The organism is Sphingobium olei, from assembly GCF_042678845.1.
In the GTDB taxonomy this organism is placed as follows: domain Bacteria; phylum Pseudomonadota; class Alphaproteobacteria; order Sphingomonadales; family Sphingomonadaceae; genus Sphingobium; species Sphingobium olei.
In genome coordinates this window covers 60,627-86,530 of record NZ_JBHTLS010000011.1, presented here as the reverse complement: position 1 = coordinate 86,530, position 25,904 = coordinate 60,627, and the positions used below count along the sequence as shown (strand labels likewise).

At 64.4% G+C, this 25,904-nt stretch carries 31 protein-coding genes, 1 pseudogene and 1 riboswitch; of the genes and pseudogenes, 16 read left to right on the top strand and 16 right to left on the bottom strand.

Annotated elements, in window-relative coordinates:
* Positions 1-260: 260 nt before the first annotated feature.
* From arsH to ACFQ24_RS03670, 12 genes and pseudogenes are all read right to left on the bottom strand, one after another.
* Positions 261-1,001: an arsenical resistance protein ArsH gene (gene arsH, locus ACFQ24_RS03725; RefSeq protein ID WP_018251259.1), complete on the bottom strand. Its 741-nt coding sequence runs from the start codon at positions 999-1,001 to the stop codon at positions 261-263.
* Positions 1,001-1,432, bottom strand: coding sequence for an arsenic resistance N-acetyltransferase ArsN2 (gene arsN2, locus ACFQ24_RS03720; protein ID WP_018251258.1), 432 nt, complete (start codon positions 1,430-1,432; stop codon positions 1,001-1,003). The genes arsH and arsN2 overlap by 1 nt, the downstream gene beginning before the upstream one ends.
* Positions 1,432-2,718, bottom strand: a complete 1,287-nt coding sequence (locus ACFQ24_RS03715; protein WP_043061442.1) for an arsenic transporter — start codon at positions 2,716-2,718, stop codon at positions 1,432-1,434. The genes arsN2 and ACFQ24_RS03715 overlap by 1 nt, the downstream gene beginning before the upstream one ends.
* Positions 2,718-3,146, bottom strand: a complete 429-nt coding sequence (gene arsC, locus ACFQ24_RS03710; RefSeq protein WP_018251256.1) for an arsenate reductase (glutaredoxin) — start codon at positions 3,144-3,146, stop codon at positions 2,718-2,720. The genes ACFQ24_RS03715 and arsC overlap by 1 nt, the downstream gene beginning before the upstream one ends.
* Before the next feature lie 11 nt (positions 3,147-3,157).
* Complete coding sequence (locus tag ACFQ24_RS03705) at positions 3,158-3,490, bottom strand: ArsR/SmtB family transcription factor (protein ID WP_018251255.1); 333 nt, start codon at positions 3,488-3,490, stop codon at positions 3,158-3,160.
* Positions 3,491-3,568: 78 nt separating this feature from the next.
* On the bottom strand, positions 3,569-3,919 hold the full coding sequence (locus ACFQ24_RS03700) for a DUF3147 family protein (protein ID WP_018251254.1): 351 nt from the start codon (positions 3,917-3,919) through the stop codon (positions 3,569-3,571).
* Between the two features lie 30 nt (positions 3,920-3,949).
* Positions 3,950-4,867, bottom strand: a complete 918-nt coding sequence (locus tag ACFQ24_RS03695) for a cation diffusion facilitator family transporter (RefSeq protein ID WP_018251253.1) — start codon at positions 4,865-4,867, stop codon at positions 3,950-3,952.
* The gene (gene copM / locus ACFQ24_RS03690; RefSeq protein WP_231376782.1) at positions 4,867-5,124 is read right to left on the bottom strand and encodes a CopM family metallochaperone; all 258 of its coding nucleotides are present in this window, start codon (positions 5,122-5,124) and stop codon (positions 4,867-4,869) included. The genes ACFQ24_RS03695 and copM overlap by 1 nt, the downstream gene beginning before the upstream one ends.
* Positions 5,060-5,299 carry a hypothetical protein gene (locus ACFQ24_RS03685; RefSeq protein WP_018251251.1) on the bottom strand — a complete coding sequence of 80 codons (240 nt, stop codon included), beginning with the start codon at positions 5,297-5,299 and terminating at the stop codon, positions 5,060-5,062. Before ACFQ24_RS03685 ends, copM begins: the two co-directional genes overlap by 65 nt.
* Positions 5,296-5,979 (bottom strand): ZIP family metal transporter, encoded by a 684-nt coding sequence (locus tag ACFQ24_RS03680; protein WP_018251250.1) that lies wholly within the window; start codon positions 5,977-5,979, stop codon positions 5,296-5,298. The genes ACFQ24_RS03685 and ACFQ24_RS03680 overlap by 4 nt, the downstream gene beginning before the upstream one ends.
* Before the next feature lie 25 nt (positions 5,980-6,004).
* A pseudogene (locus ACFQ24_RS03675) lies at positions 6,005-8,350 on the bottom strand (efflux RND transporter permease subunit); the annotation flags it as partial.
* An 18-nt stretch (positions 8,351-8,368) separates the two neighbouring features.
* Positions 8,369-9,126, bottom strand: a protein-coding gene (locus tag ACFQ24_RS03670; RefSeq protein WP_096614366.1) for an IS5 family transposase whose coding sequence is annotated in 2 segments (ribosomal slippage) — positions 8,369-8,805 and positions 8,805-9,126 — 759 coding nt in all. Because the reading frame shifts where the segments join, the coding sequence is not laid out codon by codon here.
* A 222-nt stretch (positions 9,127-9,348) separates the two neighbouring features.
* Here ACFQ24_RS03670 and ACFQ24_RS03665 point away from each other — a divergent pair.
* A complete protein-coding gene (locus ACFQ24_RS03665; RefSeq protein ID WP_380909102.1) occupies positions 9,349-9,690 on the top strand; it encodes a hypothetical protein in 342 nt (113 codons plus the stop codon).
* A complete protein-coding gene (locus tag ACFQ24_RS03660; protein WP_018251247.1) occupies positions 9,687-10,289 on the top strand; it encodes a hypothetical protein in 603 nt (200 codons plus the stop codon). The genes ACFQ24_RS03665 and ACFQ24_RS03660 overlap by 4 nt, the downstream gene beginning before the upstream one ends.
* Before the next feature lie 19 nt (positions 10,290-10,308).
* Here the strand turns inward: ACFQ24_RS03660 and ACFQ24_RS03655 are convergent, their stop codons facing one another.
* A complete protein-coding gene (locus tag ACFQ24_RS03655) occupies positions 10,309-10,986 on the bottom strand; it encodes a hypothetical protein (RefSeq protein WP_125972932.1) in 678 nt (225 codons plus the stop codon).
* Between ACFQ24_RS03655 and ACFQ24_RS03650 the strand changes: the two genes are divergently transcribed.
* The 9 genes from ACFQ24_RS03650 to ACFQ24_RS03610 all read left to right on the top strand — a co-directional run bounded on the left by ACFQ24_RS03650 (position 10,961) and on the right by ACFQ24_RS03610 (position 16,959).
* A complete protein-coding gene (locus tag ACFQ24_RS03650; protein WP_018251246.1) occupies positions 10,961-11,332 on the top strand; it encodes a TIR domain-containing protein in 372 nt (123 codons plus the stop codon). The two genes, ACFQ24_RS03655 and ACFQ24_RS03650, sit on opposite strands and share 26 nt — an antisense overlap.
* Before the next feature lie 13 nt (positions 11,333-11,345).
* On the top strand, positions 11,346-12,335 hold the full coding sequence (locus tag ACFQ24_RS03645; RefSeq protein WP_018251245.1) for a caspase family protein: 990 nt from the start codon (positions 11,346-11,348) through the stop codon (positions 12,333-12,335).
* 1 nt (position 12,336) lies between these two features.
* Positions 12,337-12,615 carry a hypothetical protein gene (locus tag ACFQ24_RS03640; RefSeq protein ID WP_018251244.1) on the top strand — a complete coding sequence of 93 codons (279 nt, stop codon included), beginning with the start codon at positions 12,337-12,339 and terminating at the stop codon, positions 12,613-12,615.
* Positions 12,616-12,737: 122 nt separating this feature from the next.
* The gene (locus ACFQ24_RS03635) at positions 12,738-13,571 is read left to right on the top strand and encodes a DUF3800 domain-containing protein (RefSeq protein WP_018251243.1); all 834 of its coding nucleotides are present in this window, start codon (positions 12,738-12,740) and stop codon (positions 13,569-13,571) included.
* Between the two features lie 207 nt (positions 13,572-13,778).
* Complete coding sequence (locus ACFQ24_RS03630) at positions 13,779-14,402, top strand: hypothetical protein (protein ID WP_056432825.1); 624 nt, start codon at positions 13,779-13,781, stop codon at positions 14,400-14,402.
* 439 nt (positions 14,403-14,841) lie between these two features.
* Entirely contained in the window at positions 14,842-15,777 is a 936-nt protein-coding gene (locus ACFQ24_RS03625; RefSeq protein WP_042469543.1) for an ArdC family protein, read from the top strand.
* Entirely contained in the window at positions 15,774-16,427 is a 654-nt protein-coding gene (locus ACFQ24_RS03620) for a hypothetical protein (RefSeq protein ID WP_018251240.1), read from the top strand. The genes ACFQ24_RS03625 and ACFQ24_RS03620 overlap by 4 nt, the downstream gene beginning before the upstream one ends.
* A 20-nt stretch (positions 16,428-16,447) precedes the next feature.
* On the top strand, positions 16,448-16,765 hold the full coding sequence (locus ACFQ24_RS03615) for a DUF7673 family protein (protein WP_018251239.1): 318 nt from the start codon (positions 16,448-16,450) through the stop codon (positions 16,763-16,765).
* Positions 16,762-16,959, top strand: a complete 198-nt coding sequence (locus tag ACFQ24_RS03610; protein ID WP_018251238.1) for a hypothetical protein — start codon at positions 16,762-16,764, stop codon at positions 16,957-16,959. Before ACFQ24_RS03615 ends, ACFQ24_RS03610 begins: the two co-directional genes overlap by 4 nt.
* Positions 16,960-17,016: 57 nt before the next feature.
* On the opposite strand, the gene ACFQ24_RS03605 is transcribed toward ACFQ24_RS03610, so the two are convergent.
* Both ACFQ24_RS03605 and ACFQ24_RS03600 read right to left on the bottom strand, forming a co-directional pair.
* Positions 17,017-17,580 carry a manganese efflux pump MntP gene (locus tag ACFQ24_RS03605; RefSeq protein ID WP_018251237.1) on the bottom strand — a complete coding sequence of 188 codons (564 nt, stop codon included), beginning with the start codon at positions 17,578-17,580 and terminating at the stop codon, positions 17,017-17,019.
* 4 nt (positions 17,581-17,584) lie between these two features.
* A riboswitch (yybP-ykoY riboswitch) is annotated at positions 17,585-17,755 on the bottom strand.
* Between the two features lie 68 nt (positions 17,756-17,823).
* Positions 17,824-18,093 carry a metal-sensing transcriptional repressor gene (locus ACFQ24_RS03600; protein ID WP_007406864.1) on the bottom strand — a complete coding sequence of 90 codons (270 nt, stop codon included), beginning with the start codon at positions 18,091-18,093 and terminating at the stop codon, positions 17,824-17,826.
* A gap of 137 nt (positions 18,094-18,230) precedes the next feature.
* On the opposite strand from ACFQ24_RS03600, the gene ACFQ24_RS03595 reads away from it, so the two are divergent.
* Both ACFQ24_RS03595 and ACFQ24_RS03590 read left to right on the top strand, forming a co-directional pair.
* Positions 18,231-19,355, top strand: coding sequence for a nickel/cobalt efflux transporter (locus ACFQ24_RS03595; protein WP_007406849.1), 1,125 nt, complete (start codon positions 18,231-18,233; stop codon positions 19,353-19,355).
* Complete coding sequence (locus ACFQ24_RS03590; RefSeq protein ID WP_037569978.1) at positions 19,355-19,546, top strand: DUF1289 domain-containing protein; 192 nt, start codon at positions 19,355-19,357, stop codon at positions 19,544-19,546. Before ACFQ24_RS03595 ends, ACFQ24_RS03590 begins: the two co-directional genes overlap by 1 nt.
* Before the next feature lie 152 nt (positions 19,547-19,698).
* Here the strand turns inward: ACFQ24_RS03590 and ACFQ24_RS03585 are convergent, their stop codons facing one another.
* A complete protein-coding gene (locus tag ACFQ24_RS03585; RefSeq protein WP_043058994.1) occupies positions 19,699-19,911 on the bottom strand; it encodes a hypothetical protein in 213 nt (70 codons plus the stop codon).
* Between the two features lie 195 nt (positions 19,912-20,106).
* Here ACFQ24_RS03585 and ACFQ24_RS03580 point away from each other — a divergent pair, with 195 nt between their 5' ends.
* From ACFQ24_RS03580 to ACFQ24_RS03570, 3 genes are read left to right on the top strand one after another with little or no spacing between them, the layout of a single operon-like run.
* Positions 20,107-21,366, top strand: coding sequence for a TolC family protein (locus ACFQ24_RS03580; RefSeq protein WP_007406848.1), 1,260 nt, complete (start codon positions 20,107-20,109; stop codon positions 21,364-21,366).
* Complete coding sequence (locus tag ACFQ24_RS03575; protein ID WP_007406857.1) at positions 21,363-22,517, top strand: efflux RND transporter periplasmic adaptor subunit; 1,155 nt, start codon at positions 21,363-21,365, stop codon at positions 22,515-22,517. Before ACFQ24_RS03580 ends, ACFQ24_RS03575 begins: the two co-directional genes overlap by 4 nt.
* Positions 22,514-25,750 carry an efflux RND transporter permease subunit gene (locus ACFQ24_RS03570; RefSeq protein WP_018251231.1) on the top strand — a complete coding sequence of 1,079 codons (3,237 nt, stop codon included), beginning with the start codon at positions 22,514-22,516 and terminating at the stop codon, positions 25,748-25,750. The genes ACFQ24_RS03575 and ACFQ24_RS03570 overlap by 4 nt, the downstream gene beginning before the upstream one ends.
* Positions 25,751-25,904 lie beyond the last annotated feature (154 nt).

Below are 25,904 nucleotides of genomic sequence, written 5' to 3'. Positions count from 1 at the left end.
CGGCGTCTTGCACTTCCAACTCCCTTGATCGTCCAAATTATGAGCGAAACACAATGGACAGGTTTATCGCCTGCAAACCATTGAAACTAGGACACAAGACACGAATTGGTGTTGATATATGTAAAATCTGGTCGTGGTTTACGCTGTTAATTGGCCTCGCTTGGCTTCGAGCTGGGTCGAGTGAGCCAGCGCGGCGAGAGCTTCATCACTTCGCAAGCATCGGAAATAGTCAATTCTTTTAGGCAGTTCAGTTGTGAGACCTACGGCGCAATCGCGATGCTGGACAGGTCCATCGCAGTATTGATCGGCACCCCGGCTTCCTTTCGCTCTGAATAGCGATCGACCAGTTGCACAGTATGCGCGCGCAGCAGCACCGTGAACCGCACCAGCTCCTCCATCACATCGACGATCCGGTCATAGTAGCTCGATGGCTTCATCCGTCCGTCGTCATCGAACTCATTGAACGCCTTGGCGACGCTCGACTGGTTCGGGATCGTCACCATCCGCATCCAGCGACCCAGCACGCGCAGCGTGTTGACGCTGTTGAACGACTGCGATCCGGCCGACACCTGCATGACCGCGAGCGTCCGCCCCTGCGTCGGGCGCATCCCGCCCATCGACAGCGGCAGATGGTCGATCTGCAATTTCATGATGCCGGTGATCTGCCCGTGACGTTCCGGGCTGCACCACACCTGACCCTCCGACCATAGAGACAGCTCGCGCAGCTCATGGACGGCCGGATGGTCGTCGCCGGCATGTTGGTCGGGCAGCGGCAGGGCCGATGGATCGAAGATGCGCGTCTCGCAGCCGAAGAACCGGAGCAGGCGCGCCGCTTCCTCGACACACAGCCGGGAGAAGGACCGTTCGCGCAGCGAACCATAGAGCAGAAGGATACGCGGCGCGGAATCGAGCGGGCCAAGCCCCAGCGCCGGCCGCTGGATGGCATAGGCGGGATCGAGTGCCGGCAGGGTATCGGGATCGGCAAGCGTGCGGAGCGGCATCAGAGAGCTTTCACGAGATAGGCGGCCGACGCCGGGCATAGCGCGGTAAACTCGCGCGATGCGGCGACGGCCGGGGGAGCAGCGCCGCGATCTGCGTCGGCATAGCCAAGCGCCCGGAAGAATGGCGCGGCCGTCGTCGTCAGCAGATGGAGGCGACGCACCCCGAAGTCGCGCGCCTGTCGTTCGAGGGTGGCGACCAACGCCCGCCCCAGGCCATGCCCGCGGCGATCGGCAAGGATGACGATCGAGCGGAGCAGGCGGTCAGCCCCTTCCCCCTCCAGGCCGCCATAGCCGACGAGGCTATCGGCCTCGAACCGGAAGAACAGGCGGCCAGGGTCGGCGAGGTCGGCGCTCGGTAGGCTCGCAGCGTTGAGGAACCATGCCAACCCGGCCAGCTCGGCGGGTTCGAGTGTCGTGATGGTCAGTCCCATCACGCGAGGCTGATCCGGATCGCGAGCGCCGCGAGCGTGATGAGCAACACCGGCACGGTGAGCGTGACGCCAACACGGAAGTAATAGCCCCATCCGATCCGCACGCCCTTCTGTCCAAGGACGTGGAGCCACAGCAGCGTCGCGAGCGAACCGATCGGCGTCAGCTTGGGGCCGAGATCGCAGCCGATCACGTTGGCGTAGATCATCGCTTCCCTGATCGCGCCCGTGGCGTGGGTGGCGTCGATCGAGAGCGCGCCTACCAGCACGGTCGGCATGTTGTTCATCACCGACGACAGGACGGCCGCGATCACGCCCGTACCCAGCGCCGCGCCCCACACGCCCCCTTGCGCCGTGCGATCGAGCAGCGCCGCCAGATGATCGGTCAGGCCGGCGTTCCGCAGGCCGTAGACGACGAGATACATGCCGAGCGAGAAGATCACGACCTGCCAGGGTGCGCCGCGCAGCACCTTGGCCGTTGAGATCACCTGGCCCCGCCCCGCGATCACCAGCAGCAGGATCGCGCCGGCAGCGGCCACGGCGCTGACCGGCACGCCGAGCGGTTCGAGCAGGAAGAAGCCGGCGAGCAGCAGCGCGAGAACGATCCATCCGGCGCGGAAGGTCGCGGCATCGCGGATCGCGTCGCGCGGCGCGCGCAGCGCTCCCACGTCATAGTCGGTCGGTATGTCGCGCCGGAAGAACAGCAGCAGCGCGCCCAGCGTCGCGGCGATCGACACGAGGTCGACCGGTACCATCACGGCCGCGTATTCGCCGAACCCGATCTTGAAGAAATCGGCCGACACGATGTTGACGAGGTTCGACACGACCAGCGGCAGGCTGGCGGTGTCGGCGATGAACCCGGCGGCCATGACGAACGCCAGCGTCGCCTTGTCCTTGAAGCCGAGCGCCCGCAGCATGGCGATGACGATCGGCGTCAGGATCAGCGCCGCGCCGTCGTTGGCGAACAGCGCGGATACCGCCGCGCCGAGCAGCACGATCAGGACGAACAGCCGACGACCATGCCCCCGGCCCCAGCGGGCGACGTGGAGCGCGGCCCATTCGAAGAACCCGGCTTCATCGAGCAGCAGGCTGATGACGATGATCGCGACGAACGCAGCGGTCGCATTCCAGACGATGCCCCACACCACCGGCACGTCGGACAGCGTGACCACCCCCGCGAGCAGCGCCACGACGGCCCCGCCCATCGCGCTCCACCCGATGCCGAGTCCCTTGGGTTGCCAGATGACGAGCGCGATCGTCGCGACGAAGATCAGGACGGCAAGGAGCATCAGGCGACGCGCTGGCCCGAAGCATCGACCACCTTCTCCCCGTCTTCCTTCGCGAACGCGCCGAGCTGATCGCTTGGCAGCAGATCAAGCACGGCATCGGACGGCCGACAGAGCTTCACGCCGAGCGGCGAGACAACCAGCGGCCGGTTGATGAGGATCGGATGCGCCATCATCGCATCCACCAGCGCGTCGTCGGACAGCGACGTGTCGCCCAGGCCCAAATCGGCATAGGGCGTCCCCTTCTCGCGCAGCAGCTCACGCGGCCTCATGCCGGCGCGGTCGATCAACTCGACTAGCAGCGCGCGTGCGGGTGGGGTTTTCAGATATTCGACCACATGCGGCTCGATGCCGGCATTGCGGATCATCGCCAGCGTGTTGCGCGACGTGCCGCACTCGGGGTTGTGATAGATGACGATATCGACGGCCACGGGATGTCCTTTCAGCAGCAGGGGGCGAGTTCGGCGACGAGCGGCGCGCACAGCTCCGCATTGCCGGCGCAGCAATCCTTGACGAGGAACAGCGTCAGCGCGCGCAGGCCGTCCAGATCGGCACGGTAGATGATCGAGCGGCTATGCCGTTCGGAGCGGACCAGACCCGCACGGGCGAGGATTCCGAGATGCGCCGACATGGTGTTCTGCGGCACGTCGAGCTGGCGGGCGATATCGCCTGCGGCCATGCCGTCCGGTTCGTGCCGCACCAGCAGGCGGAACACGTCGAGGCGGGTGCCCTGTGCGAGTGCGCCCAGCGCAGTGATAGCCGAGTCGTTTTCCATATATCCAGCATAGCGGATATATGGCGTTGGTCTAGTGTGCGTTGCCTCTCAACATTGCGGGAGACCTGCGCTGATGGCCTATAACCGCAGGCCGAGGCGTGGACCAAGGCATACCAGGCCGAGATAGAGCAGGATGGTAAGGAGGCACCCCGCGCCCAGCGCTAGCCAGAATGGTACGTTGCGCCCGAGCAACGCGGGGATCAGCAGGAACATCGGTAACGATGGCAGCACGAACCAGAAAGTCGCCCCGGCGTGAGACGCCATCAGCACCCGATCTTGGGTGTCGCGCCACAGCCAGATCATTCCCAGCACAGAGACTAACGGCAACGATGCGACAAGTGCGCCGACGCCGGGACTGCGCTTGGCGATCTCCGAAACCGCCGCGATAATCGCACCGGAGATCATTGCCTTGATGACGACATAGAGCATACCGGTTGTGACTTTCGATCGCCGAGATGGCTAGCGATGAAGGTGCTGGTCATCCTCACAGGCTTGCGATGGCGCTTCGGTCTGGATCGTCGAATGTTCGATCCCGAACCTCTCGTCGAGTGTTCTGGTCACTGCAACCCTGACGCTATCGGGATCGACGCCCTCGCCGAGCGTCACATGGGCGGTGCAATTGATCTCGTCCGAAGCCATCGACCAGACGTGCAGGTCATGAACGCCGGCGACACCCGGAATGGCGGCGATCGTTGAACGGATCTCCGGCAGCTTCAACCCGCCGGGGACACCTTCCAGCAGCACGTTGATCGTTCCCTTGAGCAGAACCCAGGTGCGCGGCAGCACCCACAGGCCGATGCCGATGGCGATGACTGGATCGACCCACGTCCAGCCCGTGAACCGTATCGCGAGGGCACCAAGGATGACGCCGACCGAGCCGATCATGTCGGCCCATACTTCCAGGTAGGCGCCTTTGACGTTGAAGCTTTCGTCCTTGCCGGCGGTCAGCAGACGCATCGATACGAAGTTCACGACGAGGCCAATGACCGCGACGATCAACATGCCGGTCGACTGAATCGACTGCGGCTCGCGGAAGCGCTGGATCGCCTCGTAAAGGATATACATGGCGACGACGAACAGCAGGATCGCATTGAAGGTCGCGGCGAGGATTTCCAGTCGTTTGTAGCCGAACGTCCGCTTGTCGTCGGCAGCCTTCTTGCCGAGATGGATCGCCATCAACGCGATGACCAGACCGGCGACGTCGGTCATCATATGGGCTGCGTCGGACAGCAGCGCGAGGCTGTTGAACACGAAGGCGCCGACCACCTCTGCCACGAGATAGGTCGCCGTCAGGGCAAGCGCCCATCTGAGCATCTTGGCGTTGGCGCCGGCCGTATGGTCGTGGCTGTGCCCGGCTTCGCCGTGATCGTGTGCCATTATCGCGTCCCCTTCTTTGTGGCTTGCCGTTCGGCGAGCCAGGCCTGCATCTTCACGATTTCGGCCTGTTGGGTCCGGATCACCTCCTCCGCCATCGCGCGCACCTTCGGATCGGTGCCGTTGGCAAGCTCGGCGCGAGCCATATCGACCGCACCTTCATGGTGCGGGATCATGCCCCGAAGGAAGTCGGTATCAGGATCGCCGGTCGACGGCATCGCCATGCCGGCCGTGCCGTGCGCTCGATCCGTGGATGGCATCGGTCGCACCGGACTCGTTCGATCCGAACTGGCCCGCCGGCTTGCCGCCGGAACACGCAGACAGGGCAATCGCAGCGGCCAGAAAGGACCATCGCGCCGTGGTGATCGACATTTTCTTCTCCTTACGGGATGGATCGCGGCGCACATCGACACCGCTCAAGGTCAGGCCGGTCACATCGCGATCTCCTCGATGAGCAGCAGTGCGAGAAAGCCGACGAAGAACATCGCGCTGATGAGCGGAGAGTCCGGTTTCTCGTGCGCCTCGACCAGCAGCTCCTCGGTGACGAGGTAGAGCAGCGCCATCAGGCCGAAACTCAGGAATCCCGTGATCCACACCGGCGACAGCAGCGCCACGGGCTGCACGACGAGTGCGCCGATCGGCACCAGCAGCGCAAGCGCGCAGGTTAGGCCGATCGCCTTCATCTTGCGATACCGGCTCGTCAGATCATTGGTGAGCGTCAGGGCCAGGAACAGCACTTCGAGCGTCAGCGCGACCGCCAGCAACGTGCCCGCCTTCTCGCCGGCGATGAAGGCCAGACCCAGAACCAGGCCGTCAATAGCAAGATCGAGCCCGATCGCGGCGAGCAGCGCCACGGGGCCGTCAAACCGGCCTTCCGCCGCCTTGAGGCCCAGCATTACCGCGACGCCGATCGCACCGCCGATCAGCGTCGCAGCCGGCGATCCCCCGTGCATCACCAGCGGCAGGATTTCGGTCGCCGCCGCGGCAAATACGACGCCGGCTGCAAGGTGCTGCATGGCGGCGACCAGCCTCTCGCCGGGTGTGCGCCACCCGGCGAGAAGCGCGCCGATCATGATCGCGATCATGGGGATCAGTGCGAACTTGAGCGCCGCCATCGTCAGTCCCCCCTGCCAGACGCGATCATGCGGGTTGCGGCAGCGGCGCGCCGTCGTCCGCCCTATCCGCGTCGTCGACCTTGACCGCTTGCTGCCCGAACCGGGCGTAAAGCGTCGGCAGCACGAACAGCGTCAGCAGCGTCGCCGAGATCAGGCCGCCGATGACGACGGTCGCGAGCGGCTTCTGCACTTCCGCGCCGGCTCCGCTGGCGAATGCCATCGGTACGAAGCCGAGACTGGCGACCAGCGCGGTCATGACGACCGGGCGCAATCGCTGGAGCGCGCCCGTCCGCGCCGCTTCGGCCCGGTCCATGCCCGACCGGATCAGCTCCTGCACCGAACTAACCATGACGAGGCCGTTGAGGACCGCGATACCCGACAATGCGATGAATCCCACCGCGGCCGAGATCGAGAAGTCCATGCCGCGAACGAACAGCAGCAGCACGCCTCCCACCAGCGCGAAGGGCACGCCGGTGAAGACGATCGCCGCATCGCGTACCGATCCCAAGGCCCCGTAGAGGAGCAGCAGGATCAGCACGAAGCACGCCGGCACCACGAGTTTGAGCCGCTGGCTGGCGGATTCGAGATTCTCGAACTGGCCGCCCCATTCGAGATAGCTGCCCGCCGGCAGGCGCACGCCGGCGACCGCCGCCTGCGCATCCGCGACCACGCTGCCGACGTCGCGTCCGCGGACGTTCGCCTGGACGACGACGCGGCGCTTGCCGTTCTCGCGGCTGATCTGGTTCGGCCCGTCGACGACGCCGATATCGGCGACGCTGGACAGCGGCACATAGCCACCGCCGGCGACCGGCACCTGCACCTGTTCGAGCAGCCCCAGGTCGGCGCGCTCGGCGTCCGACAGGCGGATGACCACCGGAAAGCGCCGGTCTCCCTCGAAGATCATGCCGGACTCGCGACCGCCGAGCGTGGCGGTGATGGTGTCCTGCACATCCTGCGCGGTGACGCCGACCCGTGCCATCGCGTCGCGGTTGACGCGAATGTCGAGCATGGGAAGTCCCGTCGTCTGTTCGACCTTCACGTCAGCCGCTCCTTGCGTCCGGCGAAGGATGCCGGCGATCTGTTCGGCGGTGCGGTTCATGGAGGCGAAGTCGTCGCCGAACACCTTCACCGCGATGTCGCCGCGCACGCCGGCGATCAGCTCGTTGAACCGCATCTGGATTGGCTGCGTGATCTCATAGGCGTTGCCCGGGAACTGCGCGAGCTTCGTCTCCAGCCGCTCGACCAGCGCGGCCTTCTCCAGTTTGGGGTCGGGCCATTCCGCATGCGGCTTCAGGATGACGAACATGTCGGTCGCGTTGGGCGGCATCGGGTCCGAAGCCAGCTCGGCCGTGCCCGTCTTGGAGAAGACGAACCGCACCTCGGGTTGCTTCGAGACCATGCGCTCGATCGGCACCTGCATCGCCTGGCTCTGCTGCACCGATGTCGCCGGAATGCGCAGCGCCTGGATGAGCAGGTCGCCCTCGTCGAGCTGGGGGAGGAACACCTGTCCCAGCGTCGTGAAGGCAAGCGCCGCGGCGACGAGGCTGACGACGCCGGCGCCGATGGTGATCGACGGTCGCTTCATCGCCTTCTCAAGGCCCGGTTCGTAGCGCTGCTTCAGCCACGAGATGATCCGCCCGTCCTCCTCGTTCACCCTCCGCGACAGCCAGATGGCGATCGCCGCAGGCACGAAGGTCAGCGACAGGACGAACGCGAACAGCAGCGCGATGATGACGGTGAGCGCCATCGGCACGAACGTCTTGCCCTCGACGCCGGTCAGCGTCAGCAAGGGCACATAGACGAGGATGATGATTGCCTGCCCGTACACGGACGGACGGATCATCTCGCGCGCCGCGGTCGCGACCGCCTCCAACCGCTCCTTGACGCTCAGCAGGCGACCTTCGTGATGCTGTTGCTCGGCGAGACGCCGCAACGCATTCTCGACGATGATGACGGCACCATCGACGATCAGCCCGAAGTCCAGCGCGCCGAGCGACATGAGGTTCGCCGAAACCCCCAGCCGTAACATTCCGAACCCGGTCAGCATCATCGTGACCGGGATGACCGCCGCGGCGATCAGCGCGGCGCGGAAGTTGCCGAGCAACAGGAACAGCACGACGATGACGAGCAGTGCGCCTTCGCCGAGATTCTTCGCCACCGTCTTGATGGTGGAATTGACCAGGGCTGTGCGATCGAGGACCGGCTGCACCACTACGTCGGGTGGCAGCGAGGCGTTGATCGACTTCAACCGATCGGCGACCGCGGTCGCGACGTTGCGGCTGTTCTGTCCGATCCGCATCACCGCGGTGCCGACGACGACCTCCGTGCCGTTCTCCGACGCCGATCCCATGCGGATCGCCTGACCCGTCTTAGGGTCAGGACTCATTGGTCATAGCCAGAAGATGACGGTGGCCGCGAGGGCGACGGCAGAGAAGAAGACGGTTGGGCAGCGGTCGTAGCGAGTTGCGACGCGGCGCCAATCCTTCAGACGGCCGAACATGATCTCGATGCGGCTGCGGCGCCGGTAGCGGCGCTTGTCGTATCTGACCGGCTCGTTGCGCGATCTGCGGCCCGGGATGCAGGGCTGGATGCCTTTGGCTTCCAGGGCGTCTCTGAACCAATCGGCATCATAACCACGGTCGCCAAGCAGCCACTGTGCTTTCGGCAGATCGTCGAGCAAGGCTGCCGCGCCGGTGTAGTCGCTGACCTGCCCGGCGGTCATGAAGAAGCTCAAGGGCCGCCCGTCCGCATCGCTGACGGCGTGCAGTTTGGTGTTCATGCCGCCTTTCGTGCGGCCGATCAGACGGCCGAGATCCCCTTTTTTACCCGCAGACTCGATGCCGTGCGGTGTGCCTTCAGGTAGGTCGCGTCGATCATGACGGTCTTCGGCACGGCCTCCGCTGCCGCGAGACCTTCCATCATTCGCAGGAAAATACCCCTCTCGCTCCACCGCTTCCAGCGATTGTAGAGCGTCTTGTGCGGCCCATAGTCCTTCGGTGCATCACACCAGCGTAGCCCGTTGCGATTGACGAAAATGATGCCGCTGAGCACCCGCCGATCATCGACCCGAGGCTTGCCATGGCTCTTGGGAAAGAACGGTTGCAGACGCGCCATCTGCTCATCCGTCAGCCAGTACAGGTCGCTCATCCACTCTCTCCTCACGGAGCCTGAATCAGATCGCGCCTCCCACATCAATGGGTCCTGACCCTAGGGACGATCAAGCAGTAAGCGAGGCCTGCCGCCGGCCCGTGCTCTACTGCGCTGGCGTGTGCCACGCCGCTCCGCGGAACCCCGTCGCCGGGTTTCCGCCCGTGCGGGTGACGATCAGACTAGGCCACAAAGGGCCGCCCTCGCGGGCAGGCGTTGCTCATGCGGGGAACCGCTCCAATGCTTGAGCGCGGTTCTCCCGCCGCCGTCCTGATCGGCCGTTGGGGCATGGCGCTGTCCCTTGTCGTCGGCGCCGTCCTGGCCGGTCGCCTCATCCGTGCTTTCCCCTACCTGCTCCCCAACCGCCTTCCCGGCCTGGTCCTCTACGAGCTGGGGCCAGCGCTGATCCTCGGGGTGGCGATCGGGGCCGCCATCGCCATCACGCACGACTTGCGCCCCGGCATCCGGGCGCGGCTCGCGCTGTTCGCGCTCGCCGCGCTGGTCGCCGGCGCCGTCACGCTGGCCGTCGAGTTTGACGCAGCCTTGCAAGGACGTTGGCTATGAGGAAGCAGCAACGGTTCGTCGCCATCGAAGGGCCGGTCTCGTATATCATCGGTTTTCACGACACGACCGACGTAAGCGTGACCCAACACACGACCCACCGCGCAGACCCCGCCGTGCCCATTTCGCATCCCGGTGATACGATCCACCGGACCGGCCTGACCCGCGCGGAGACGCATACCTTCGTGAATACCTCCCGCGAGTTCGCGATGCTGTTCGAGGTCAACGGCCACACGCTCAAGCTGTGCGCGAGCGACTATATCGCCTTGGCCGTCGGCGACCGCGTTCGTGCCGTATGCGAGCCCATTCCGGACTGCCCCATGCTGGTCCGCGACTGGCATAATCAGACGCGGGGCATCCGCTTGCGCGACCTTCCCACCCCGCTCGCCAGCGTCGCGACGGAGATCTGCTTCAGCCTGATCCTGCTCGTCATCGGCTTGGGAGCGGTCTTCCTGTCGGGCGATGACGGGGACGCGCGCACCTTCACGCTGATCGGATGCGGCCTCGTCGCCTTTGCCGCGCTATGCGCCCTATCGGCCAATCGTGGCGCAGCGCGCACCGCCCGAACCCACGCCGAACTGGATCGCCTTACACGACGATGAGGTGTGCCACGTGGCACACCTATCTGCGCGGTGCGCCGCAACCTACTTCTTGGCAGGCGCCGGAGGCGGCGGCGGCGGTGGTGGGGCGACCGGAGCCCGTGGCGCCGGAACAACGCCCGTTTGAGGCTGCGACACGCCCCCCGGCGGCAACGGCGCGCGTGGCGGCGGCGCTATCCCCCTCGATCCGCCCGATCGGGATGGCGGCGGTGCTGGCGGAGGGGCTGGCTTCTCGCTCATTGATACTGACCACGTTCGCTGTGACAAAAGAGAACAAACATAGAAGAGCGGCGGGAAATGACCATAGCGCGAACCCGTTGAGACGTTCGGACCAAGCCGCTACCGGCGGGATATCGTCGTAGAGGGCAGCTCGCCGCGCATCGACCGCCTTACGCGCCGTCGCGAAGCTCACCGTCAGGGCAAGAAGCCCCAAAACATCGATCGCCCATCCGGCAACCAAGGCATACGGCCACACCGCCTTGGCAAGCGGAACCGCGCTTCCTACAAATGACACAGAAGCGGCAAATAGCGCCGTGTGTGCAAGTGCAACAAAGCTGTCGCGTGCAGCTTCGTTTTGAGCATGGGCGGTATCCAGAGCTTGCAGCTCATGCTTAAAGTCGTCGGGCGTTCGCTGATTCATTATCGAAATAGAACCATAATGGAGGATGTTGGAAATGGCTGATAAGAAAGTGCTCTTCATCGCGTTCGCCATCGAGGATGAACGGCAGCGTGACTTCCTCAAAGGGCAGTCGCTCCATCCGCGGCAGCCATTCGAGTTTATCGATATGTCGGTGAAGGAGCCATACGACAAAGACTGGAAGGATCGTGTCCGCACGCGGATCAAGCGCTCGCATGGTGTGATCGTTCTGGTCAGCAAGAACTCGGCAGCCTCGACGGGCCAGAAGTGGGAAATCCAGTGCGCCCAGGAAGAGGGCAAGCCGATCCAAGGCATCTACGCCTATAAGGATGATCGCGCCTCGATCGCGGGCGTCAGCACCGTTGCCTGGAGCGACGCCAACATCACCAACTTCATCGATTCACTCTGAGCCGGAGGCGACGGTGCGCAAGGCCCTGATCGTCGGTATCGACCATTACGAGAAAATCGGGAACCTCAGCGGGTGCGTGAACGACGCGCACTCGGTGAAGGCCATGCTCGAGCGCCACGCCGACGGCACCGTCAACTTCGCTACACCTAAGCTCCTGACCGGCACCGGTCCCGGCGATCTGGTCGATCGCGAGGAGCTGAAGGCGGCTGTCCGCGAACTCTATGCCGACGACGCGGACATCGCCCTGTTCTACTTCGCCGGGCATGGCTTCATCGAGGACACCGGCGGCTACCTCTGCACCAGCGACAGCCGCAGCGGCGACGATGGCCTGCCGCTTTCAGACATCATGACGCTCGCTGCCAATTCCGGGGCGAAGAACAAGATCATCATCCTCGATAGCTGCCATAGTGGCGCTGCCGGGGAACGTCCCACCCATCCCGCTGCGGAAATCCGCGACGGCATGACCATCCTCACAGCGTCCACCGCCGAGCAATATGCGATGGAGGTCGAAGGGGGCGGTGCCGGCGTGTTCACCAGCCTGTTCGTCGACGCGCTCGGCGGCGCCGCCGCCAACCTGCTGGGCGACGTCACGCCGGGCAGCGTCTATGCTCATATCGACCAGTCGCTTGGGCCGTGGAAGCAGCGCCCGGTGTTCAAGACGAATGTCAAAACCTTCGTGTCGCTGCGCAAGGCGGCACCCCCGATCGCGCTGACCGATCTTCAGGCGCTGGCGAAGCATTTTCCGACCGCCACTTACCAATTCCCTCTCGATCCGGCATTTGAGCCCGAGCGGTCGGAGGAGCAGAAGAACGACCCCTCCATTCCACCGCCGGACCCGGAGAAAACCGCGATATTCGCGGTGCTCCAACGGTATGTGAGGGTCAACCTCGTGCGCCCCGTCGATGCACCGCATATGTGGCACGCAGCGATGGGCAGCAAAGCCTGCGAGCTGACTGTATTGGGCGAGCATTATCGAAGTCTGGTGGAAAGCGGGCTGATCTAACATGGCAAAGCCTCTCGCCGCTGACGCCCGTAAGACCTTGGTCGAACGCCTCGCCGCGATCGAACATGAGCGCTGGTCGCATTGGCAGCGCTACATGCACGGCAAGGCGACCAAACAGGAGGACGGCTCGTTGCTGATCCCCGCCGATCTTGTCGAACGCTGGGAAAAGCAGATTGCGACCGACTATGCCGATCTTCCCGCCGATGAGCAGGAGAGCGACAAGGAGCAGGTGGAGCGATACCTGCCCATCATTGAGGACGCCTTTCGCTCAGGGGAGTAATCAGCGTCCGTTCTTGACAACACCAGGCTCATCGCTCATATCTGTTGACGGACGCGGCTCACGGGCTGCCCCAATTCCGAGGCCCACGCTTAGCGTGGGCTTTCGCGATTCTGGGGACCTGCATGCTGTATTTCGCTTATCTCGACGAGTTTGGCCACATCGGCCCGTATGTCGCGCGCGACGATCCCGCCTACAATGACAGTCCCGTTTTCGGGCTCGGGGGCATGATCCTCCCCTACTCATCCGTGCGGCAATTCTCGACCTGGTTCTACCAGCTCAAATGCAACATGCTGGCTTGGGAGATCGGGCAAAGCGGCCAGCATCCCGCGACATGGGAGAAGAAGGGCTCGGCCCTCTTCACCAGCATGAACGTCGAGAAATACCGGCAGGTTCGCACGGCGGCCAATCGCATCCTCAACAAGATCCGCGCAAGCGGCGGGCATGTCTTCTACGTTGGCCTCGAGAAGAACCGCCCCGTCGCGGAGTTTAAGGCGCAGGCGCTTTACCTCACGGTCCTGGGCGAGGCGATGAAGCGCCTCAACCAATATGCCGATCAGAACGACGCCGATATGGTCATCGTCATGGACGAGCATCAGGATCGCGACGCCATCCTGACTCGCGCGAGCCAAGCCATGTATGGTGGCCCCTCCCCCCGGCGTCGCATCATCGAGCCGCCCTTCCAAGTCGAGAGCGAACGCTACCAGACATGCCAGTGCGCCGACTGGCTATGTGGTCTGGTCGGCCGCGTCGGCGCCTATCAGGCGCGCCCCGACGAATGGGCTGACATGGCTTGGTCGCAGACCTACTTTCAGGACCGGCTCGACGCGGCATCGGTGCGAAGCTCGATCCGCCTGCAAACGGCCGCTACCGAGGTCGAAACGGTGGAAGCCCTACCCGCCGTCGTCGATACAGGTCTCGCACAGCCTGCACCGGGCAACGACGACACGCCGGCCTGACTCCGGCGGGTCAATCCGCCGGCATATCACTCGGCCGGGTCGGACGCATCGTTCCAGCGATGAAGAGGGGTGTGCCACGTGGCACAGCTACGCCAGCAAGGAACTGGTTCCCGAGCTGGGGCCGCGTTCGTCAGCTCGACGATCCAGCCACCCGTGTACGTGGGATCTATACGCCGCTTCGCAAAGCCATTCCCGTAAGGAGGACAAATGCCCGCAGGCCCTGGAACATCTTCCTCACCGCGTGAACTCGTCACCAAGGCGTTTGACTCCGCCTTCGTGATCGCCACCATATTAGCGGCCATCTATTTTGCCGGGTGGACCTACAGACAGGCCTATTTCGGCCGTTTTGCCATCGATCCGACCAATCTTGGCGGTTCGAACATTGCAGTTGCGGTGGAGGGCCTCGGTGCCATTATCACCACAACCGGCGCGTGGCTTACAGCGATCCTGCCGCTGCTGATCGTGACGGCGCTTACTTTGATTGCCGGCAAGCTCTTCGACCGCGCCAGGGCTGCATCGCATAGGCCGCCGTTTTTTGATCCTCTGACATTGTTTATGGCTCGGGTGGGGTGCGGGACCATTGTCATCCTCATTGTGGTCGCCGCTGGCCATGTTGCAGGTACGATCCGAGCGAAAGACCGCATAGGTAACATCACCCGAGGGGAGGTGTGGATTTACCATCTCGAAGGAAAGCAGGTGTCAGGTATCACGCTGGGGCAATCCAACGACATGACATGGGTTCTCACCAAAGAGGGTGTGCGGCCCCTCAAAACGGCAGAGATCCAGCTTATAGATGGCGCTCTATTCAACAGGGTTGCTACAGAACGCTAACGTCTAGGATCAGCGTGAAGCCGGGTGCGACCCTGCAAGCACCGCTCCTTTCGCTCTCTGCGCCGACCAAGCCGCCGTACCGCCGTCTCGGCCCTATTGGGTGACGATCCTCGCGTGAAAGGTGTGCCACGTGGCACACCTGATCGAAGCGCCTAGGGCGCGGCGTAAGCCCGTTCGCGCCGCTGCCCTCCCCCGGAGGCCATCCAGCGCCGGGGAACACCAAGGGCGGCTGCCCTTTCGTTCCCGAACGACAATCGACCGCCCGTGTAATCCGCCAAGCGTGGCACTCGACGCCCTGCAGGGCGTCGGCCACGCTAGGGCGGCTCGCCCGCGCCAGCGGTAGATTCTCGCCCTCCCTCCCCATCCCGTTCCTCGCCGGAAAGGCAGAGCCGGTTGCTGTTGCGACCGGCTTTCAGCCTCAGAGGAAAGGAAGACAATCATGGGACGGATCACCGACAACCGGGCCGACATCTATCAGGAAATCACCGATCAGATGATCGCCATGATCGAGGCGGGCACCCGGCCTTGGTCGAAATCGTGGAACGGCAGCACCGCACCCACCATCCCGCTGCGCTCGACGGGGGTTCCCTATCGCGGCATCAACGTCCTGACCCTTTGGGTTGCCGCCATGACGAAGGGCTATGCTTCCCCGCATTGGCTGACCTTCAAGCAGGCGCTCGCGCTCGGCGGCTGCGTCCGCAAGGGCGAGAAGGGCTCAACCGTCGTCTATGCCAACAAGATCGAGGTGAACGCCGACAGCAAGGCACAGGAGGGCGCAGAGCGAGGCGAGGATGGCAAGCGTCAGGTGGCGTTCCTCAAGCGCTACACCGTCTTCAATGCCGAGCAGATCGACGGCATCGAGGCGAAATATCCTGCCCCCTTGCCCGTCATCACCGCGACCAATCCCGACCAGCGCGACGCCGAACTGGACACGCTCTTTGCCCGCGTGCCCGTCACCCTCAAGCACTTCGGTTCCCAGCCCTATTATCAGCCGAGCGGCGATCATGTCGTCATGCCGCAGTTTGCCGACTTCCACACCAGCGACGACTATTATTCGACCCTAGCGCACGAGCTTTGCCATGCGACGGGGCACGTTGACCGCCTTGCCCGCCCCTCCCTCATTTCCACGAAGCGCGAGGACTATGCTCGCGAGGAACTGGTCGCCGAGCTTGGGGCCGCGTTCGTCAGCGCCACCATCGGCATCAAGCTCCACGATCGCGAGGACCACGCCGCCTATCTGGCGAACTGGCTTCAAGCGCTCCGCAACGACAAGAAGTGCATCTTCACCGCCGCACGGCTCGCGCAGGACGCGTCCGACTGGCTGTTGAGCCGCATGGCGGTCGAGACAGCGCCCGAACTGGAGGCGGCGGCGTGACCGCCGCCGACGATCCCGGCCCCGACGGGGGCCGGGGCGTGGCGGCGCGCATTGTCTTTGACCCGAGCGTCGCCACGGTGAGCGAGGAGGAGTTTAACGAGCTGGTCGCGATCATGCGCGATGGCCCAAATGCGAAGCCGCTGACCCCCGAAGCGCAATGGCGGCGCGACTATCACAAGGCGATGTTCCACCGCCGCCTTGTCGGCGTACAACCCGACCTGTTCGGCGGGAAGCCGGTAACGCATATGTACAAGGCCGCCCCCGGGCCAGTCAGCGACTGGAAACCGGAACCGGTCGAGGAGAAGCTGTCCCGGATCGCGCGCGATCCCCAAGCGACGTTCGGCATCGGCCGACCGGCTCTTTCGCCGGAGGAACTGGCCGTCGTCATCGACGGCGCAGCCAATTGGCTGCGGATCGCGCAGCGGGTCCGGATTGCGGGCGCTTTCGCATCCTATGACGGGCGCGCGGAACGCCGCATCGGTCGGAAAGGCGTGATCTGGCGCTTGTGCAGCCCGGTGTTTGCAGGCCACACCTATGTTTATCTCGATCCGACCGGCGCCGAGCGGGTAGAGAAGATCGTGATGGTGGAGCTGCGCGACGTCGAGCCGATCGATGATGCGCTGTTGGTCCCCGTCCCCTTCCACGCTTGAAGGAGCAGAAGCGAATAGTCATGAGCCCACCCCAACGCCGCCCCGCAATCCGGGCTGTCAGCTTCGAGGACGTTGGCGAGGCCATTGCCCGCCTGATCGTCGTCGCCGGGTCCGATACCGGCCAAGCCTCGCGTGCGGCCGACTTCCTGTTGGCATGGTGGGACGGCAGTGCATGGGGCCATTTTCCGGTCCTTCACCTCTGCAATTGCGATCCCGGCATCTCGGAAGACATGCTCATCGTCATGGCGCATCTGGCGGCCGAGCCGTCCGTCTATCCCGATGCTTGGGGCTACCGCGACGCGATGGCGGCGCTGGTCGAGCAGTGGCGGCCCGCATGACCCCGCTGCGCACCGCCATCGACATCATGACGGGCTTGCCCATCGATCGCGATACACGCCGCGCGCGGCTACTCGCCGCGCGCCGCAAGCCGGTCGGAAGCATCCCCCGGCGCGGCATCCTGTCCGGCCATTGGGATCGTGGCAATGTCGTCGGCGCGTTCCGGGGAGGACGCGGCAGCTTTATCGCGGACTAGCTGCGAAATCGCGCGCCGCTTCCCCGCCAAGCGAGCAAGCGGCGCGCTGGTTTGAGGTCAGGCGGTGAGGTGCTGGTAGAGGATCGTGCCGCCGATGAGGATGAGCGTCAGCCCGCCCAGCATCTCTGCATAGCGGCCGATATACCGTCCCGCGTGCTTGCCGAGCATGACGCCGATCGTGGCGACGACCGTGGTGATCCCGCCAATGATGAGGCACGCGGTCAGGATATTGACCTGCATGACCGCGAGACTGACACCCACCGCCGTTGCATCGATGCTGGTGGCGAGCGCGGTAACGACCAGTCGCCACACGCCGGTCTGAGCGCGCTGACCCGCGTCCACGTCGCTTTTCGTCGCTGCATGGATCATATGCCCGCCGACGCCGAAAAGCAGGAAGAAGGCTATCCAATGATCGACTGCCGCGATCCAAGTGCTCAGCGCCAGGCCGATCGCCCAGCCAATCGCCGGCGTGATCGCCTCGAAGAAGCCGAACACGGCGCCGACACGTAAGGCATCGCGCCAACGATTGCGCTGATTGGTCGCACCCTTCCCCACCGCCGCAGCGAAGGCGTCGACCGACAAGCTGGCGCCAAGAGCGCCGAGCGTTAGCAAACCCGTCATTGATATACGTCCAAGGGCCGTCAACCGAACGACGCAATCCACCTCCGGCCACGAGAGAGGTAGCGCATCGTTGGTCTCGCCGGGCAGATCAAAATCTGCTGCCATCGCCACGAACCGGAAGGTTCAAGGATGTTGACGATGGCCCCGCAACAGCGGGTAGCTACTCCCCAAGAGTGAGACGCCCGTATCCCCTGGGGGGCATATGTACAAGCCGAATCCGATCAACCCTGTCCGATTAGGCGATCACCAGTATTTGGATATCGCCCGGAACTGCTCCACCGCCACCTTTGTCCCCTCGCCCTCTTCGGCGTGAACCAAGCAGTGATCGATATGATCGTTGATGAGCGCGCGCTTGGCGCTGGCGATCGCGTTCTCCACCGCCTGAAGCTGCTGCGCGATATCGACGCACGGCCGTTGCTCTTCGATCATCCCGACGATGCTTTTCAGGTGCCCGGTCGCACGGTTGAGCCGCTTGATGATCGCGGGATGATTGGAATGATCGTAATGGGCCATGTCACCCTATAAGACAAACGGACGAACTTTGTCGAGCAACCCCCCGGGGGGATAGACTCTATCCCCATGGGGGGATATGGACCTGCCCGAACTTCACGTCCGATCGGTCGCGACCGCCGGGCTTGCCGGGACGCACCATGACCTCTTTCGCCGAACTCGTTCAACAGGGCAGCTCCAATCTCTGGCTGTTCATCCCGACCGCGCTGCTGCTCGGTGCGCTGCACGGGCTGGAGCCCGGCCATTCCAAGACCATGATGGCTGCGTTTATTATCGCAGTGCGTGGCACTGTTGGCCAAGCCGTCCTGCTCGGCCTGTGCGCGGCGCTTTCGCACACCGCGATCGTGTGGGGCATCGCGCTTGGCGGGCAATATCTCGGGCGCGGCATCAACACCGAAACGACCGAGCCTTACCTCCTGCTCGGCTCGGCCGTCATCGTTCTTGGCATCGGTCTATGGATGATTTGGCGCACGCGTGCCGATCAGAAGGCCGAAGCCGCGCACGATCACCACCACCATCACGGCGAGGACGAGATCCGCACGATCGACACCGGCCACGGCATGATGCGTCTGGAGATTTTCGAGGATGGCGTGCCGCCGCGCTGGCGGGCGAGCTTTGCCAAGGGTGGCTGGAAAGCGGCGGATGTTATCCTCACAACGGATCGCGGCGAAGGCCGTTCGCAGACATTCCGCTTCGTCGATCGGGGCGATTACATCGAAAGCGTCGAGGAGATCCCGGAACCGCACGCCTTCAACGCGCGCGTCTCGCTGGGCCACGGCGGCCACAGCCATGACTACGACCTCACATTCGCCGAACACGGGCACGATCACGGCCACGGGCATGATGGACTGAAGGTCACGGGCGACGATGCCTACATGAACGCGCATGAGCGCGCCCACGCCGCCGATATCAGCCGCCGGTTCGCCGATCGTCAGGTAACGACCGGCCAGATCGCGCTGTTCGGCCTGACGGGCGGGCTGATCCCCTGCCCCGCAGCCGTCACCGTCCTCCTGCTCTGCCTCCAGCTCAAGCGTCTCGCGCTCGGTGTCGTGCTGGTGAGCGCGTTCAGCGTCGGCCTTGCCGTGACGATGGTCAGCGCCGGCGTCATCGCATCGCTCAGCGTCACGCACATCCGCAAGCGCTGGTCAGGGTTCGGCGACTTCGCGCGCAAGGCGCCTTATGCGTCGGCGGGCCTGATGCTCGTGATCGCGGGCTACATGGCCTATTCCGGCTTGCAAGGCCTCAGTCGGATCGGCGCGATCTGATGCGATCGCCTTGCGTCGATCTATGTGGTTTCGATGCCCGCACCGGATGGTGCCGGGGGTGTGGCCGCACGCGCGACGAGGTCCGGCGTTGGCGTAACCTGCGACCTGGTGATGCACGCCGCGTCATGAGCGACCTGCCACACCGCTTGGCAAAGCTGACCGACCGTTCCGCAAAGGGGGGCACGTCCTGATGTCGTGTCTCGCCGCCAAGGCGCTGGTATAATGTCGAGCAGGCTGAAATAGCGTGAACGCTCGAATTGACCGGCAAGTGATTTCCTTGCCCCGTTTTTTGCGTCGGCTTACGCTGCAAATGATGGCGGTGCAGCGTTCCTCTGTTGCGATCCTAGGAGTCGTGTTGGCGCTGGCCGCTGTCCTCGGGCTTGTCGCAGTATCGGGATGGCATAGCGCCATGGTTCACGATCACGGCCCGGTTCAAGTCGCCATGGTCGATACCCATTCTGATGACGATCACGACCATGCGGTTATGATCGATCATGACGATCAGGCTCCGGCAAAGCAGGCCGACGGCGACGGGCCAGCTCACCTTCTTGCCCACGCCGCAGGCCACTGGGTTGCTTTCGATGGCGCGAGGGCTGCGCCGGTTGCGGCCATCGTCGCCGCTCGCGTGTGGTCGATATTAACTCCATCGCTCCCCAGCGGGATCGACCCATCTAAGCTTCTGCGTCCGCCTCGCGGTTGAGTCTCGCCGACGCCGCGCGCGTCGACTGACTACCCTAGAGGATCATGCACTATGAACGGCAGTTTTCGCCGGTCGCGCACCGTTGCGCTGACCGGCGCCTTTGCGGCGCTATCGCCCGTAGGTGCGGCGTGGTCGCAGACCGCACCCCCCTTTGCACAGCTTCTAAATCAGACGCGTGATGTGCCGCGCGTCCTGGCGCTAGAAGCAGACGTCGCCCGAGCACGCGGCTTGGCATTACAAGCGCGCGCCCGACCGAACCCCTCGATCAATGTCTATGCAGAGAATTTCGTGGGCGACCACGATCGCAATGCGCGCAATCAACAACAGACGACTTTCCAGGTCGATCAGCCTGTCGAACTGGGCGGCAAGCGATCCGCTCGGATCGCCGCCGGTGAAGCCGGGATCGTTGCGGCAAAGGCGCGCGATCGTGACGGCCGTCTCGTCTTTGCGACTGAGCTGGCGCGCGCTTATGCTGGTGCCGAAATCGCCGATCGTCGCATCACCATCGCCGAAGAAGAGGTTAAACAGGCGACCGATGTCTTGAGGGTTGCCCGCGCTTTGGTCGGCGCCGGCAAGGAAGCCCGTCTCCGGCAAGTGCAGGCCGAAACCGAACTGAACACGCTTCAGGCCGACCTCGAAAACGCGCGCGCTTTCAAGACGGTCGCGCTGGCACGTCTTTCGGCGCTCGCCGGTATGACCACCCCCTTCACCGGTCTTTCGGAGTCACTCCTCGATCGGCTCGATGCCAAGCCGGCTTTCGGTCCCATTGACGCGATGCAGGCGACGACGGTGCGGGTCGCGGAAGCCGAACAAGACGCCGCTGCGCGGGCGGTGACGGTGCAACAGCGCCTCGCCATTCCGAACGTCACTGCGCAGCTTGGAGTGCGTCAACTCCGCGTCGCGAGCGGCCCTGCCCTAGTCGCCGGCATATCGGTCCCGCTCCCCTTCTTCGATCGCAACCAGGGCAACATCGCGGCGGCACGCGCTGAGCTGCAAGGAGCAGAAGCGCGCGCCGCCGCGGCCCGGCTCGAAGCCGAGGCCGGGACACGCGCCGGTCTAGCGCTGGTCGAGGCAGCCGACGCTCGTGCCGCTGCCGCGCAGCGGACTTTGACAACCGCCGAAGAAGGCTACCGCCTCGCCCGCATCGCTTACGAGGCAGGTAAAAGCCCGCTGATCGAACTGCTCGCCGCACGTCAAAATCTCGGAGTCGCCCGCGGCCTCATCCTCGATGCCGCCGCAGCGCGCCTCGACGCCCGCGCCAATCTCGCCCGTCTGCAGGGCCTCACCATCACCGGAGAAGCGGTGCAATGACCGATAAAACTCGCCTCTACACCGGCGCCGCCATTGGCCTGGTCGCTGCCGCCGCGCTTGGATTCGGCGCTGCGCGCCTCACCCAATCGCCCGCCCCTGCCCCTGCTCCTACGGAGGCCGCAGCGCCAGCCAAGCCGTCGAACACGGTCGCGATGACGCAGCAGGCACTTTCGGCATCGCAGATCACTGTAGCCCCGGCGGCCTCCGGCGAGCTGGACGCCGCGATCCTTGCCTCCGCTACGGTCGAGGCGACGCCCGACGCCGAGGCGGTGCTGACCGCGCGCGCACCGGGCACGGTCAGCCGTATCATGGTCCGCATCGGCGATCTTGTGCGAGCCGGCCAGACGCTCGCTCTGGTCGAGAGCCGCGATGCTTCGCAGATCGCAGCCGATCGCTCGGCCGCGTCCGCGCGCGTCACTCTCGCCGCTCGCCAGCTCGAACGCGAACGCGGTTTGCTTGCCCAGGGCGTCACCCCCCGCGCTGACTATGAAGCCGCACAAGCCAATCTGGCGGTCGCCCAGGCCGATGCCCGGCGCGCTAGCGCCGCCGCAGGCGCTGCCCGCGTATCAGGTGACGGCCGATCGGTTGCGGTCGTCAGCCCCGTCTCGGGGCGCGTCACCAATGCTGGTGCCAATCTCGGCCAGTTCGTCGCGGCTGAAACCGAGCTGTTCCGCGTCGCCGACCCGCGCCGGCTTCAGATCACGGCTAGCGTTCCCCCCGCCGATGCAGGCCGGGTCCGAGAAGGTGACAGGGTGGAGTTGACCACCACCGATGGCCGCAAGATCGAGGGCCGCGTACGTTCGTCGACCGGCGTCGTCGATCCGCAATCGCGGACCGCGACCGTCGTCATCACGCCGACCTCTGGCGGCAGCACACTCGCCCCGGGCCAGCTTGTGCAGGCTCGTATCCTCGCCAGCGGCGGGGCCGCCAAGAGTGGCGTGATGGTGCCGCAAGACGCGGTGCAGACGCTTGGCAGCGATACCGTAGTGTTCGTCCGCACCGGCCAAGGCTTCCGCGCACAGCCGGTTCAGGTCGGCAGCCGATCAGGCGGGATGGTGGCGATCACCGGCGGCCTCGCCGCCGGCACGCAGATCGCCACCACCAACGCTTTTCTCCTCAAAGCGGAGATCGAGAAGGAGTCGGCGGAATGATCGGCCGCATCCTCTCCCTTTCGGTCCGGATGCGATGGCTTGTCGCCGTCCTGACCCTCGTCGTCATTGGCTTTGGTTTATGGCAGATCACCAAGCTGCCGATTGACGCTGTGCCCGACGTCACCAACCGACAGGTCCAGATCAGCACATTCGCCCCGACGCTTGGGCCGGTCGACATCGAAAAGCAGGTGACGTTCCCGGTGGAAACGGCGCTGGCCGGAATCCCAGGGCTTGAGATGACCCGCTCCATCTCGCGCAACGGCTTCAGCCAGGTAACGGCGGTCTTCACCGACCGCACCGACATTTACTTCGCGCGCCAGCAGGTGACGGAACGGCTCGCACAATCGCGCGACAGCCTGCCTTCCAACGCGCAGCCGATCCTAGCACCGCTCAGCACCGGGCTCGGCGAGATTTTCTTCTATTCGGTCGCCTTCCGTCACCCCGACGGCAAGGGCTTGAAGACGGTCGATGGGAAGCCGGGCTGGCAGTCGGACGGCAGCTATCTCACGCCCGAGGGCGAACGCCTGACCACCGAGCTGGCGAAGGCGGCATATCTCCGCACGGTGCAGGATTGGATCATCCGCCCACAGATGCGCGCCGTGCGCGGCGTCGCCGGGGTTGATTCCAACGGCGGCTATGTGAAGCAATATCTGATCGAGCCAAACCTGAACGCGCTCGTTAGCTATGGGCTGTCGGTGACGGAGTTGGCGGACGCGATGGAGCGGGCCAATCTCTCTGCCGGCTCCAATTACGTCCGCCGTGCCGGCGAGAGCTTCCTTGTCCGCGCCGATGCTCGCCTCAAATCGATCGATGACATTCAGGAAGCCGTCGTGGCAACCCGGAACGGCGTTCCCATCCGCGTCAAGGACGTGGGCCAGGTCGTGATCGGCGGTGCGGTCCGCACCGGATCCGGCAGTCGCATGGGATCAGAAGCGGTCATCTCGACCGTGCTGATGCTGGTGGGCGACAACAGCCGCATCGTCGCGACCGATGCCGCCGAGAAGCTGACGCAGATCAACAAGGCGCTGCCGCCCGACGTGTTCGCCGAGCCGGTCTACAACCGGTCCAAGCTGGTCAACGCGACGATCGCGACGGTCGAAAAGAACCTCACAGAAGGCGCGCTGCTCGTCATCGTCGTGCTGTTCCTGCTGCTCGGCAACATCCGCGCCGCGCTCATCACCGCTGCGGTCATCCCGATCACTATGCTGATGACGGCCGCCGGCATGAACGGGCTGGGCGTATCGGGCAACCTGATGAGCCTTGGAGCGCTCGACTTCGGGCTGATCGTCGACGGCGCCGTCATCATCGTCGAGAATGCGCTTCGCCGCCTCGCCGAGCGCCAGGAGCATGAAGGCCGGCTTCTCACCCGCGACGAGCGGATGGAGGAAACGACACTCGCGGCCAAGGAGATGGTGCGGCCGACCGTTTATGGTCAGCTCATCATCTTCCTCGTCTTCGTGCCGCTGCTCACCTTCCAGGGCGTTGAGGGCAAGACGTTCGCGCCGATGGCGATCACGTTGATGGTGGCGCTCGCCTCCGCTTTCGTCCTGTCGCTGACCTTCGTTCCCGCGATGATCGCGATCGTCGTCAAGGGCCGGGTCAGCGAGACGGAAGTGAAGCCGATCCGCTGGTTCAAGGAACGCTACGCCCCCGTGCTGGGCAGGGGCGTAGCTCGGCCGATGCCCTTCATTCTGGGCGGTGTCGGCGTGTTCGTCGCGGCAGTGCTGAGCTTTGGCTTGCTCGGCGAGGAGTTCATGCCGCAGCTCGACGAGAAGGACATAACCGTCACCAACTTCCGCGTGCCATCGGCGTCGATCGATCAGTCGACACAGATGCAGCTTCAGATCGAGAATGCATTGAAGACGCTGCCGGAGGTGGCGCTGGTCTTCTCTAAGAACGGCAACGCCGATCTCGGCACCGATCCGATGCCGCCCAATGCGTCGGATACCTATGTGATTCCAAAGCCAGAGGACGAGTGGCCGGCGGAGGTTAAGAGCAAGGAGGACATCCTTCGCCGCATCGAGGAGCGGATGAAACCGCTGATCGGCAACCGAACAGAGATTCAGCAACCGATCCAGATGCGCTTCAACGAGCTGATCGCCGGCGTTCGCGCCGACGTCGCGATCAAACTCTACGGCGATGACCTCGACGCGATGAGCGAACAGGCGCGGCGCATCGCTTCCGTCATGCGCACCATCCCGGGCGCTGGTGACGTGAGTGCCGAACAGACGTCCGGCGCGCCGACCTTCGACGTGCAGATCGATCGGCAAGCGGCGGGCCGTTATGGCCTGTCGGTTGAGGAGGTGGCGAACACGGTCTCGGCTGCGCTTGGCGGGCGCGAGGCCGGGTTGTTGTTCGAGGGAGACCGGCGGTTCGACGTCGTGGTCCGCCTCCCCGATGCGCAACGGGATGACCTTGAGACACTGGGGTCGATCCCGGTGATGCTGCCCACTGCCGAGGGTCAGGTGGCGCGCTCGATCCCGCTCAGCCAGGTCGCCCGGTTCAACTACACGCAGGGGTTGAACCAGGTTAGTCGCGAGAATGGCAAGCGGATGGTGGTCGTGCAGATCAACGTCCGCGGGCGCGATCTTGGCGGGTTCGTCGACGAAGCACAGGCGAGGATCGGCCAGATGCAGCTTCCCGCCGGCATGTATACTGAGTGGGGCGGCACCTTCGAGAGCCTGCAATCGGCTCGGTTGCGCCTGCTGATCGTCGTGCCGATCTGCTTTATCGCGATCTATGCCCTGCTCTACATGGCGCTCGGCAGCTTCGTGTCGGCGGCGATCGTGTTCTCGGCGGTGCCGATGGCGCTCGCAGGGGGCGTGTTTGCGCTGCTGCTGCGCGGTATCCCCTTCTCGATCACCGCAGCGGTCGGGTTCATAGCCCTATCGGGCGTTGCCGTCCTCAACGGCCTCGTGATGATGAGTGCGATCGGAAAGTATCGCGAAGACGGTGCGGCCGACGACGATGCGATCGTGGGCGGCGCAATGGAGCGCGTCCGTCCGGTGCTGATGACCGCGCTGGTCGCGTCTCTTGGCTTCGTGCCGATGGCGCTTGCGACCGGCACAGGAGCAGAAGTGCAACGCCCACTCGCAACGGTCGTCATCGGGGGGCTTATAACATCGACAATCCTGACCCTTCTTGTCCTGCCAGCCATCACAGCGTTGTCCATGCGATTGAGAGGCTCAAAGGCACAAGGTTCGACTGTCGGCACCACAAAGGCCCAGATTTGAGTCTACATGCGCACGTTCTGGTATCGTTGACCGGCATCAAGTTCAGTGTCGGTTCAAGTAGAAGCCCTAATATCAAATACGCCGTCGTTCGATCCTATCGTCCGATGGTAGGAGAGTAGACATGCGTAAGACATTTTGGATTGCAGCGGGGCTG

Excerpts from the sequence above, each read along its gene's own strand:
- arsH (WP_018251259.1), bottom strand. The coding sequence starts at position 1,001 with ATGCCGCTCCGCACGCTTGCCGATCCCGATACCCTGCCGGCACTCGAT.
- arsN2 (WP_018251258.1), bottom strand. The coding sequence starts at position 1,432 with ATGGGACTGACCATCACGACACTCGAACCCGCCGAGCTGGCCGGGTTG.
- ACFQ24_RS03715 (WP_043061442.1), bottom strand. The coding sequence starts at position 2,718 with ATGCTCCTTGCCGTCCTGATCTTCGTCGCGACGATCGCGCTCGTCATC.
- ACFQ24_RS03705 (WP_018251255.1), bottom strand. The coding sequence starts at position 3,490 with ATGGAAAACGACTCGGCTATCACTGCGCTGGGCGCACTCGCACAGGGC.
- ACFQ24_RS03700 (WP_018251254.1), bottom strand. The coding sequence starts at position 3,919 with ATGCTCTATGTCGTCATCAAGGCAATGATCTCCGGTGCGATTATCGCG.
- ACFQ24_RS03695 (WP_018251253.1), bottom strand. The coding sequence starts at position 4,867 with ATGGCACACGATCACGGCGAAGCCGGGCACAGCCACGACCATACGGCC.
- copM (WP_231376782.1), bottom strand. The coding sequence starts at position 5,124 with ATGCCATCCACGGATCGAGCGCACGGCACGGCCGGCATGGCGATGCCG.
- ACFQ24_RS03680 (WP_018251250.1), bottom strand. The coding sequence starts at position 5,979 with ATGGCGGCGCTCAAGTTCGCACTGATCCCCATGATCGCGATCATGATC.
- ACFQ24_RS03665 (WP_380909102.1), top strand. The coding sequence starts at position 9,349 with ATGCGGGGAACCGCTCCAATGCTTGAGCGCGGTTCTCCCGCCGCCGTC.
- ACFQ24_RS03660 (WP_018251247.1), top strand. The coding sequence starts at position 9,687 with ATGAGGAAGCAGCAACGGTTCGTCGCCATCGAAGGGCCGGTCTCGTAT.
- ACFQ24_RS03650 (WP_018251246.1), top strand. The coding sequence starts at position 10,961 with ATGGCTGATAAGAAAGTGCTCTTCATCGCGTTCGCCATCGAGGATGAA.
- ACFQ24_RS03655 (WP_125972932.1), bottom strand. The coding sequence starts at position 10,986 with ATGAAGAGCACTTTCTTATCAGCCATTTCCAACATCCTCCATTATGGT.
- ACFQ24_RS03640 (WP_018251244.1), top strand. The coding sequence starts at position 12,337 with ATGGCAAAGCCTCTCGCCGCTGACGCCCGTAAGACCTTGGTCGAACGC.
- ACFQ24_RS03635 (WP_018251243.1), top strand. The coding sequence starts at position 12,738 with ATGCTGTATTTCGCTTATCTCGACGAGTTTGGCCACATCGGCCCGTAT.
- ACFQ24_RS03630 (WP_056432825.1), top strand. The coding sequence starts at position 13,779 with ATGCCCGCAGGCCCTGGAACATCTTCCTCACCGCGTGAACTCGTCACC.
- ACFQ24_RS03625 (WP_042469543.1), top strand. The coding sequence starts at position 14,842 with ATGGGACGGATCACCGACAACCGGGCCGACATCTATCAGGAAATCACC.
- ACFQ24_RS03615 (WP_018251239.1), top strand. The coding sequence starts at position 16,448 with ATGAGCCCACCCCAACGCCGCCCCGCAATCCGGGCTGTCAGCTTCGAG.
- ACFQ24_RS03610 (WP_018251238.1), top strand. The coding sequence starts at position 16,762 with ATGACCCCGCTGCGCACCGCCATCGACATCATGACGGGCTTGCCCATC.
- ACFQ24_RS03605 (WP_018251237.1), bottom strand. The coding sequence starts at position 17,580 with ATGACGGGTTTGCTAACGCTCGGCGCTCTTGGCGCCAGCTTGTCGGTC.
- ACFQ24_RS03600 (WP_007406864.1), bottom strand. The coding sequence starts at position 18,093 with ATGGCCCATTACGATCATTCCAATCATCCCGCGATCATCAAGCGGCTC.
- ACFQ24_RS03595 (WP_007406849.1), top strand. The coding sequence starts at position 18,231 with ATGACCTCTTTCGCCGAACTCGTTCAACAGGGCAGCTCCAATCTCTGG.
- ACFQ24_RS03590 (WP_037569978.1), top strand. The coding sequence starts at position 19,355 with ATGCGATCGCCTTGCGTCGATCTATGTGGTTTCGATGCCCGCACCGGA.
- ACFQ24_RS03580 (WP_007406848.1), top strand. The coding sequence starts at position 20,107 with ATGAACGGCAGTTTTCGCCGGTCGCGCACCGTTGCGCTGACCGGCGCC.
- ACFQ24_RS03575 (WP_007406857.1), top strand. The coding sequence starts at position 21,363 with ATGACCGATAAAACTCGCCTCTACACCGGCGCCGCCATTGGCCTGGTC.
- ACFQ24_RS03570 (WP_018251231.1), top strand. The coding sequence starts at position 22,514 with ATGATCGGCCGCATCCTCTCCCTTTCGGTCCGGATGCGATGGCTTGTC.